A 9,527-nucleotide genomic window follows, 5' to 3' on the forward strand; every position below is an offset into this window, starting at 1 on the left:
CCGCCACTCAGTCCAACCCCACAGCCCCGCGCACCGGATCCCGCAGATCCGTCCCCCGCGCCAGCCACCGCTCCTCCAGAGCCGCCGCCCCGTGCACCCGCTTCCACGCCGCCTCGTTCGGCGTCATCGGCAGCAGCGGCAGAAAGTGCACCGGGTCCATCGGCTCGTCCAGCTCCAAGTCCTCGACCAGACCGCCCGGTTCGGCGACAAGGACGGAGGTGAACGGGGCGCCGGGCCACAGCGGTTCACCCGTGTCGAGCGAGGCGCCGGGCGCCACCACCAGGCCCTCGACCTGCGGAGAGGCCGCCAGGACGGCGAGCGCACGGAGCACCTTGTCGGTGTCGGCGCGCCCTGCCCGTACCGAAAGAACGAGCTCCGCGCGAGGCCCCCGCACCGGGTCCGCCAACGCGGCCGTGGGATCCGTCATCGGGGTGGCGGACATGCCGAGCGTCGCATAGCGGACCACATCGCCGTCGGTGAAGCGGAGCACCTCGATACGGTCCGTGCCGAGGAAGGTGACCGACGCGCGCGCGTCCGGTTCGCCCAGCGCCATACGCAGCCGGGCTTCGACGAGAGCCAGTACATCTGCCATCCCGCGAGCATAGATCTCGTATGGGAAAGGCAAAGCAGGGCAGGGCACTTCAGTCGGCTGATAGGGTTGGCGGCTGGTCAGGGCATCGTGTTGACAGCCACACTGGAGTCAGCACGAGAAGGCCCGGCAGACGGCTTTCCCCCACGGGGGCCCGGCGCGAGGAGGTGGGACTGATGGATCGAAGTCGACCGTGCAGTACCACCCGTTCTTCCGCCAGGTAACTGCCTTTCACTCGGGGCTTCCCGTACCCCGCCCGCAGCCGGGCAAACTCCGGACACCAGGCATCCGCACGACGGAAGAGCGTCTCGGTCCCTCCCCCGCTCTCGACCTCGCTCGAGCAGGGGTACCCGCAAGATCCCGTGCTTGATCTGTCCCAGTGGTGAGAGTGCCGGCAGCGATGCACGGTGCCGCCCGCTTTGCGGATGTCCGCCGAAGAACGTCGGACGTCCCCATTCCGGGCTGTGCCACCGCCCGCACCGGCAGTCGCGCCTCGAAGGAGCCTGCCATGTCGATGATCCGTGACCTGCGTGCCGCCGTCCGCCCCCAGCTCCGCAAGACCCCGAGCGGCCCGGCGTACGACACCACGCGCGACCCGTCCGCCCTGAGCGCCGTGGTCGACTGCGCGGTCTACCGCGACGGCCGTCGCGTCAAGAGCGACGAGTCGATGACGCCGCACGAGGCGATGCTGCTCGTACGGCGCGACGGCGGCTTCGCCTGGATCGGTCTGCACGAGCCCACCGAGACCGAATTCGCCGGTATCGCCGCCGAGTTCGGGCTGCACCCGCTCGCCGTGGAGGACGCGGTGCACGCGCACCAGCGGCCGAAGCTGGAGCGTTACGACGACACGCTGTTCACGGTGTTCAAGACGATCCATTACGTGGAGCACGCCGAACTGACCGCCACCAGCGAGGTGGTGGAGACCGGCGAGGTCATGTGCTTCACCGGCAAGGACTTCTTCATCACCGTCCGGCACGGCGGCCAGGGCTCGCTCAGGGGTCTGCGGCACCGGCTGCAGGACGACCCGGAGCTGCTCGCCAAGGGCCCCTCGGCGGTGCTGCACTCCATCGCCGACCACGTGGTGGACGGGTACATCGCCGTCGCCGACGCCGTGCAGAACGACATCGACGAGGTCGAGAGCGAGGTCTTCTCGCCGGACAGCAGGGGCCGTGCGCGCGGCAGCGACGCCGGGCGGATCTACCAACTCAAGCGCGAGGTCCTGGAGTTCAAGCGGGCAGTGTCGCCGCTGTGCCGGCCGATGCAGCTCCTGAGCGAGCGGCCGATGCGGCTGGTCGACCCGGACATCCAGAATTACTTCCGTGACGTGGCCGACCACCTGGCCCGCGTCCAGGAGCAGGTGGTCGGCTTCGACGAGCTGCTCAACTCGATCCTGCAGGCCAACCTCGCGCAGGCGACCGTCGCGCAGAACGAGGACATGCGCAAGATCACCTCATGGGCGGCCATCATCGCCGTACCGACGATGATCTGCGGGGTGTACGGGATGAACTTCGACTACATGCCGGAGACGGACTGGCAATACGGCTACCCCATGGTGATGGCCGGGATCGCCGGGATCTGCTTCGTGATCCACCGCACCCTGAAGCGGAACGGGTGGCTGTAGTACGGGTCTTCCGGCCGCTCCCCCGTACGGGCGCTCGCACCCCTCGCCTACCCTGCACGTATGACTGAGTCGCTGCTCGACGCCGCCCTCGCCGAGGAGGCCACCAAGAAGTCCGGTCTCATCTGGGTGCAGGGTTCCGGGCCCGCCCGCGCGCTGTGGCATGTGTGGACCGAGGGCGCCGCCCACATCGTGGGCGACGGGCCCGGCGAGCAGCCGCTGCCCGGTCTGACCGACGGGGGCCGTGCTCAGGTCACCGTGCGCAGCAAGGACAAGGGCGGGCGGCTCGTGGCCTGGGACGCCAAGGTGGTGGAGCTCGCGCCGCACTCGGCCGGGTGGGAGGCCGCCGTCGCCGAGCTCAAGGGCAAGCGGCTCAATGCGCCCGACAGCGAGCAGCTGACCGAGCGGTGGGCGCGCGAGTGCCGCGTCCTGCGTCTGGAGTGGCAGGGCACGGACCGTGAGCTGCCCAGCGGGTCGCTGGCCGCGGCGCCGCTGCCGTCGCCGTACACCACGCGCCAGGAGATCCCGGCCGCGCTGCCGCGGCTGCTGTTCAAGCGGCGGAAGCGGACCTCGTAAGGAGCGGCCGCAGGGGGCACGTACGGCAGAAGGTCAGCCCGTCGACTTCGGCAGCTGCTCGCCGAAGTCCACCATCTCGTTCTTCGCCGGCGCCTCGACCGTCACGCTCTGCCCCCAGTCGCTGAGCTTCAGCGTGCCCGCGCCGCCCGCGCGCACCAGACGCAGCGGATACGGCTCGCCCTCCAGGGAGACGTCGATCGTGCCGCCGTCCCCGTTGCCCGCAGCGAGCTGGATGGTGCGTACGGAGCCGACGGTGGAGCGGTCGCCCTTGCTGAGCTTGCCCGGCAGGTCGAGCAGCATGTCGAGCAGATCGCCCTTGTCGGTGTAGGCGCGCAGCCGCTTGTACTTGGGGTCGTCCTCGGGGACCTTCACGTACTTGTCGGAGAGCTTGGACGGCTTGGCGGGCTTGTCGCCCTCCTTGAGCAACGCGGCGTCGGCCTGCATGAAGACGTCGTCGCCGACGCGAAGCAGGCGGAAGCTGACCCCGTTGTCGGTGATCTTGCCGGTGCCGCCGTCCGAGTTCAGCTGCATGTCGATCTTGTACGGCTGTCCCTTGACGACCAGATCGGCGTTCACGGTCACCGAGGCGACGCTGTCGGCGGCGGCCCGCGCCTGGCTGTGGATCTTGGCCGCCGAGAGGTCGGCCATCCCGTTGGTGCCCGCGTCGGGATCCTCGGAACTGCAGCCCACCAGGCCCGTGATCCCGGCGAACAACCCCGCACTCAGCGCACCGACGACGGCGCTGCGGCGGGCACGGCCCAAGGGGATCACGGTCACGTGCGGCACTGCCTCTCGTCCGGGTTGTTTACCAGCAGTAGGGCAGCGTACCCGGGACCCGTACGCCGCTTGCAGACAGCCTTGCGGACGCCCCACCAGGGCGTTTCCAAACGGGGCGTACTAGCCTGAAGGCCGTATTGCCTGAGAAGCGCCAGACAAGAGACAGCCAGCAGCCGAGCCCGTCCGCGCGAAGGAGACCGTATGCCGTCCGGCACCCCCCGGATCTTCGTCTCGCATCTGTCGGACACGGCCGTCTTCGACCCCAACGGTGACCAGGTCGGGCGCGTGCGCGACCTGGTCGCGATGCTGCGCGTGGGCAACCGTCCGCCGATCCTGCTCGGCCTCGTCGTCGAACTGTCCACACGGCGCCGGATCTTCCTGCCCATGACCCGCGTGACCGGTATCCAGGCAGGACAGGTCATCACGACCGGCGTACTGAACGTACGACGCTTCGAGCAGCGGCCCACCGAACGCCTGGTCATCGGGGAACTGCTCGACCGCCGCGTACGTCTGGTCGATTCCGGTGAGGAGGTCACGGTGCTCGATGTGTCGGTGCAGCAGCTGCCGGCCCGCCGTGACTGGGAGATCGACCGGGTCTACGTACGCAAGGGCAAGGCCGGAACGTTTCGGCGGGCCAAGGGCGAGGCGCTGACCGTCGAGTGGTCGGCCGTCACCGGGTTCACGCTGGAGGAGCAGGGGCAGGGCGCGGAGTCGCTGCTCGCCACGTTCGAGCAATTGCGCGCCGCCGACCTCGCCAATGTGCTGCACCACCTGTCCGCGAAGCGCCGTATCGAGGTGGCCGCGGCCCTCGACGACGACCGGCTCGCCGATGTCCTCGAAGAGCTGCCCGAGGACGACCAGATCGAGATCCTCGGCAAGCTCCAGGAGGAGCGCGCCGCCGACGTCCTCGAGGCGATGGACCCCGACGACGCGGCCGACCTGCTCTCCGAGCTGCCCGAGGACGAGCAGGAGAAGCTGCTCGAACTGATGCAGCCGCAGGACGCCGCCGACGTGCGGCGGCTGATGGCGTACGAGGAGCGCACGGCCGGTGGTCTGATGACGACCGAACCGATCGTGCTGCCGCCCGACGCCACCGTCGCCGACGCGCTCGCCCGGGTCCGCAACCCCGACCTCTCCCCCGCGCTCGCCGCGCAGGTCTACGTCTGCCGGCCGCCGGACCAGACGCCGACCGGCAAGTACCTGGGCACGATCCACTTCCAGCGGCTCCTTCGCGATCCCCCGTTCACCCTGGTCGGCGCGATGCTCGACAAGGATCTGCAGACGCTGTCACCGGACACCTCGCTGCCCGAGGTGACCAGCTTCTTCGCCACGTACGACATGGTCGCGGCACCCGTCGTCGACGACAGCGGATCGCTGCTCGGCGCGGTCACCGTCGATGACGTGCTCGACCATCTGCTGCCGGACGACTGGCGCGAGAACGAGTTCCATTCGGCGGAGGTGAACCCGGTCCATGAGTGAGTACGGGCTGACCGAGCGCGGCGAGGCCGCCACCAAGGAACGCGCGCTCGCCCGCGCCCGCGTGCGCCTCGACCAGCCGCGGCCGCCGCGGCGGCGGTATCTGCCCGAGGTGGATCCGGACGCGTTCGGACGGTTCTCGGAGAAGATCGCGCGCTTCCTGGGGACGGGCACCTTCCTGGTCTGGATGACCGTGCTCATCCTCGCCTGGGTGATCTGGAACATCGTGGTGCCCAAGCATCTGCGGTTCGACGAGTACCCGTTCATCTTCCTGACCCTGATGCTCTCGCTCCAGGCCTCGTACGCCGCTCCGCTGATCCTGCTCGCGCAGAACCGGCAGGACGACCGCGACCGGGTCAACCTCGAGCAGGACCGCAAGCAGAACGAGCGGTCCATCGCGGACACCGAGTATCTGACCCGCGAGATCGCCGCGCTGCGGATCGGTCTCGGCGAGGTGGCCACCCGGGACTGGATCCGGTCCGAACTGCAGGATCTGGTCAAGGAGATGGAGGAACGCAGAGCGCTGGAGCGCCATGTATTCCCGCTCTCCCCGGCCGAGCAGCGTGACGAAGACGACCGCTGACCGGCCGTACGGACTGTCACCCGGTCGCCGTACCATCTCCGTATGGCTACCGACACGTATCCGAGTGAAGAAGCGCTCCGCGAAGCGCTCTCCACGGTCAACGACCCCGAGATCAACCGGCCGATCACCGAACTCGGCATGGTGAAATCGGTCGAGGTCGCTGCGGATGGCGCGGTGGCCGTCGCCATCTACCTCACGGTCTCCGGCTGCCCGATGCGCGAGACGATCACCTCCCGCGTGACCGAGGCGGTGCAGGCCGTCGAGGGCGTGACCTCCGTCCAGGTCGAGCTCGACGTGATGAGCGACGAGCAGCGCAAGGAGCTGGCCACGGCGCTGCGCGGCGGCACCGCCGAGCGCGAGGTCCCCTTCGCCAAGCCCGGCTCGCTGACCCGGGTGTACGCGGTGGCCTCCGGCAAGGGCGGCGTCGGCAAGTCCTCCGTGACGGTGAACCTGGCGGCGGCGATGGCCGCCGACGGTCTCAAGGTCGGTGTCGTGGACGCCGACATCTACGGCCACTCCGTACCGCGGATGCTGGGCGCGACCGGCCTTCCCACCCAGGTCGAGAACATGATCATGCCGCCGTCGGCGAACGGCGTGAAGGTCATCTCCATCGGCATGTTCACGCCGGGCAACGCACCGGTCGTGTGGCGCGGCCCGATGCTGCACCGCGCGCTCCAGCAGTTCCTCGCGGACGTCTACTGGGGCGACCTCGACGTGCTGCTCCTGGACCTGCCGCCGGGCACCGGCGACATCGCGATCTCGGTCGCGCAGCTCGTGCCGAACGCCGAGATCCTCGTCGTCACCACCCCGCAGCAGGCCGCCGCCGAGGTGGCCGAGCGCGCGGGCTCGATCGCGGTGCAGACGCACCAGAAGATCGTCGGCGTCGTCGAGAACATGTCGGGCCTGCCCTGCCCGCACTGCGACGAGATGATCGACGTCTTCGGCACGGGCGGCGGCCAGGCGGTCGCCGAGGGCCTCACCAAGACGACGGGCGCCAATGTGCCGGTCCTCGGTGCGATCCCGATCGACGTACGGCTGCGCGAGGGCGGCGACGACGGCAAGCCGGTGGTCCTGTCCGACCCCGATTCGCCGGCCGGCGCCGCGCTGCGCGCGATCGCGGGCAAGCTGGGCGGGCGGCAGCGCGGTCTGTCGGGCATGTCGCTCGGGATCACGCCGCGCAACAAGTTCTGAGCACCTCTTCGGTGAGGTGATACGCGGATGGGGCGCCCCTCTTGGTGAGGGGCGCCCCATCCGCGTATCGCCGTGTCTGCCGTGGCCGCGCGCTCAGCTCTCGTAGACCCCGATGTCCTTGACCACCGAGAAGCCGAGGCCGTACGCGCTCATGCCGCGGCCGTACGCGCCCAGGTGGACGCCCTCCTGGGTGGAGCCTGCGAGCACCCAGCCGAACTCGGACTCGCGGTAATGGAACGAGGTCGGCACCCCGTCCACCGGCAGCGAGAGAGTCGACCAGTCGGAGCCCGCGAGGTCGTCGGCGAGCACCCAGGCCGTCTCGGTCTGCTGGTCCAGCCAGTCGTCGCGCAGGGTGTGGTCCATCTGCTGCGGCCAGGTGAAGCTGAGAAGTCCGACGCCTGCGAGCCACGCGGCGGAGGAGACCGAGGTCGCCTCCATGACGCCGGTGCCGTCCGGGCTGCGGCGCACCGGGTTGGCCGCGACCGTCACCACGACCGCGAAGCGCTCACGGTCGGCGCTCATGTCGGCGCGGACCGCGGGCTCGTCGCCGTGACCGATCGAGCCGTGCTCGACCGTGCCGTCCGCCGCGGCGCCGACCTGCATCAGCCAGCGTGGGCCCGTGAAGGCCTCGTCGAGTGCGTACCACGGGAACGGCGCAAGCAGATAGCCGTCGACCGTGCGCACTCCCGCCCGACTGGGCTGACTCGTCGTCTCCATCTACCGGCCGCCTCCTTCGTCCTGTTCGGTCCGGAGCGGCCCACCCCCCTCGGGCGTCCTGAAGTCCGGACAACACCTGAGGAGGATAGCCATACGGCTCGGCGGGGACGGTTCTGGCAGGGTCAGGTCGCGTCGGCGTCGAAGGGCGGACGGTCGTCCTGAGCCGGCTTCTTCTCCAGGTCAGGGCCCTCGGCGGGGCTGGTCTCGGGGCCCTTCGTGAGACTGGTCTTGGTGCCGCCGGCGCTGCTCGAGCTCTCGCTCTCACGGCTGTTCACGGCGTCCGTGACCTCGGCCATCTCCTTCTTGAGATTGAAGCCGTTGCGGATCTCGTCGATCCCGAGGTCGCCGCCGTGCTGGTCGAGCTGCTTGCGGACGAACTTCTTCGGGTTCAGGTCCTCGAACTCGAAGTCCTTGAACTCGGGGCCCAGTTCCTCACGGATGTCCTGCTTTGCACTCTCGGAGAATGCGCGGATCTTCCGGATGAAGGAGGAAACGTCCTGAATGACCTTGGGCAGCTTGTCCGGGCCGAAGATGAGCACGGCGAGAACCACGAGCGCGATCAGCTCGAGTCCGCCTATGTCGTTGAACACGTATCGCTCCTTGCCCTGTCCGCAGCCCCGGTGGCAGGTGGTCCGAAGACCGGTTCCCGGGCAGCTCTACGGTACCCGCCGATCCCTGGCGACCGGTACTGTCCGGTCGCCGGGATCAGCGATCAATCGTCGGACGTTTCGGTGAACAGTTGCCGCCCGGCCCATAGCTCTCCGGACGGCTGCCGCGCCTTTCGCGTCTCAGTCACCCGCCTCGCCGAGGGTCACCGAGAGCGTGCGCTCCTTGCCGTCGCGCTCGATCGTCAACTCCAGGCGGTCGCCGGGCTCATGGGCACGGATCTTCACGATCAGCTCCTCGCCCGAGTGGATCCGCTGGCCGTCGACCTCCGTGACCACATCGCCGGACGCGATACCCGCCTTGGCTCCCGGCCCGCCGGGCTTGACGGCTGGGCCGCCACCGCCGGCCTTCTCCGCGACCCGGGCGCCGTCGCCGGTGAACTCGGTGTCGAGCGTGACCTCGATCACCGGATGCGTGGCGCGGCCCTCGTTGATCAGCTGCTCGGCGACCCGCTTGCCCGTATTGATCGGGATCGCGAAGCCGAGGCCGATCGAGCCCGCCTGGCCGCCCTCCGCACCGCCGCCGTCACCGGCCGAGCGGATCGCGCTGTTGATGCCGATCACGCGGGCCTTGGAGTCGACGAGCGGGCCGCCGGAGTTGCCGGGGTTGATGGGGGCGTCCGTCTGCAGGGCGTTCACATACGAGACATCACTGCCGTCGGCCTCGCCGCCGGCCGTGATCGGACGCTCCTTGGCGCTGATGATCCCGGAGGTGACGGTGTTGGAGAGGTCGAAGGGAGCGCCGATCGCCACGACGGGATCACCGACCTGGACGTTGTCGGAGTTGCCGAGCGGCAGCGGCTTGAGGCCCTTGACGTTGCTGACCTTCACCACCGCGAGGTCGTAACCGGCGTCGCGGCCCACGATCTTGGCGCTCGCGGTCTCGCCGCCGCTGAAGGTCACGGAGATCTCGCCGCCGTCGCCACCGGGGTCGACGACGTGGTTGTTGGTCAGGATGTGGCCCTTGCCGTCGAGCACGAAGCCGGTGCCCGTACCCGCGCCGTCGTCGCCGCTCACGTGCAGGGTCACGACACTGGGGAGCGCACTGGCCGCGATGCCGGCCACGCTCTCGGGGGCGCGGCCCTTGGACTCCTCGCCGGCCTGGCCGAGCTCGACCTCGGTGACGCCGCCGTTGCGTTCGATGTACGCGCCGATCCCGCCGCCGATGCCGCCGGTGACCAGCGACAGCGCGATGGCCCCGAGGACGAGCAGCCCCTTGCGGGACTTCCGCTTCCGCTTGGGCGGCCCGGCACTCCCGTCGCTCTGCAGCAGGGGCTGCGAGGAACGCCAAGGGTCGTACGTGGCCCAGGGGTTGGGGGCTGCGGGCTGTTGGGC

At 69.6% G+C, this 9,527-nt stretch carries 10 protein-coding genes; 5 read left to right on the forward strand and 5 right to left on the reverse strand.

Annotated features, from left to right (window positions below):
- Positions 1 to 7: 7 nt before the first annotated feature.
- On the reverse strand, positions 8 to 592 hold the full coding sequence (locus G6045_RS36375) for a suppressor of fused domain protein (protein ID WP_165336499.1): 585 nt from the start codon (positions 590 to 592) through the stop codon (positions 8 to 10).
- A 505-nt stretch (positions 593 to 1,097) separates the two neighbouring features.
- On the opposite strand from G6045_RS36375, the gene G6045_RS36380 reads away from it, so the two are divergent.
- Complete coding sequence (locus tag G6045_RS36380; protein WP_165336500.1) at positions 1,098 to 2,210, forward strand: magnesium and cobalt transport protein CorA; 1,113 nt, start codon at positions 1,098 to 1,100, stop codon at positions 2,208 to 2,210.
- 60 nt (positions 2,211 to 2,270) lie between these two features.
- A complete protein-coding gene (locus G6045_RS36385; protein ID WP_165336501.1) occupies positions 2,271 to 2,783 on the forward strand; it encodes a hypothetical protein in 513 nt (170 codons plus the stop codon).
- Between the two features lie 33 nt (positions 2,784 to 2,816).
- Here the strand turns inward: G6045_RS36385 and G6045_RS36390 are convergent, their stop codons facing one another.
- Complete coding sequence (locus G6045_RS36390; protein ID WP_165336502.1) at positions 2,817 to 3,560, reverse strand: hypothetical protein; 744 nt, start codon at positions 3,558 to 3,560, stop codon at positions 2,817 to 2,819.
- Between the two features lie 201 nt (positions 3,561 to 3,761).
- On the opposite strand from G6045_RS36390, the gene G6045_RS36395 reads away from it, so the two are divergent.
- Genes G6045_RS36395 through G6045_RS36405 form a run of 3 tightly spaced genes read left to right on the forward strand, consistent with a single transcriptional unit; the run spans position 3,762 to position 6,810 of the window.
- A complete protein-coding gene (locus G6045_RS36395) occupies positions 3,762 to 5,039 on the forward strand; it encodes a magnesium transporter MgtE N-terminal domain-containing protein (protein ID WP_165336503.1) in 1,278 nt (425 codons plus the stop codon).
- Positions 5,032 to 5,619, forward strand: a complete 588-nt coding sequence (locus G6045_RS36400) for a DUF1003 domain-containing protein (RefSeq protein ID WP_165336504.1) — start codon at positions 5,032 to 5,034, stop codon at positions 5,617 to 5,619. The genes G6045_RS36395 and G6045_RS36400 overlap by 8 nt, the downstream gene beginning before the upstream one ends.
- 42 nt (positions 5,620 to 5,661) lie before the next feature.
- Positions 5,662 to 6,810, forward strand: a complete 1,149-nt coding sequence (locus G6045_RS36405) for an Mrp/NBP35 family ATP-binding protein (protein ID WP_165336505.1) — start codon at positions 5,662 to 5,664, stop codon at positions 6,808 to 6,810.
- A 93-nt stretch (positions 6,811 to 6,903) separates the two neighbouring features.
- On the opposite strand, the gene G6045_RS36410 is transcribed toward G6045_RS36405, so the two are convergent.
- From G6045_RS36410 to G6045_RS36420, 3 genes are all read right to left on the reverse strand, one after another.
- Positions 6,904 to 7,527, reverse strand: a complete 624-nt coding sequence (locus G6045_RS36410; protein ID WP_165336506.1) for a hypothetical protein — start codon at positions 7,525 to 7,527, stop codon at positions 6,904 to 6,906.
- Positions 7,528 to 7,649: 122 nt separating this feature from the next.
- Positions 7,650 to 8,117, reverse strand: a complete 468-nt coding sequence (locus G6045_RS36415) for a sec-independent translocase (RefSeq protein WP_165336507.1) — start codon at positions 8,115 to 8,117, stop codon at positions 7,650 to 7,652.
- A 198-nt stretch (positions 8,118 to 8,315) separates the two neighbouring features.
- The coding region (locus G6045_RS36420) for a S1C family serine protease (protein ID WP_165336508.1) at positions 8,316 to 9,527 on the reverse strand (1,212 nt) is incomplete at its 5' end.

Origin of the sequence: Streptomyces mesophilus (assembly GCF_011044995.1) — a bacterium.
GTDB lineage: Bacteria > Actinomycetota > Actinomycetes > Streptomycetales > Streptomycetaceae > Streptomyces > Streptomyces mesophilus.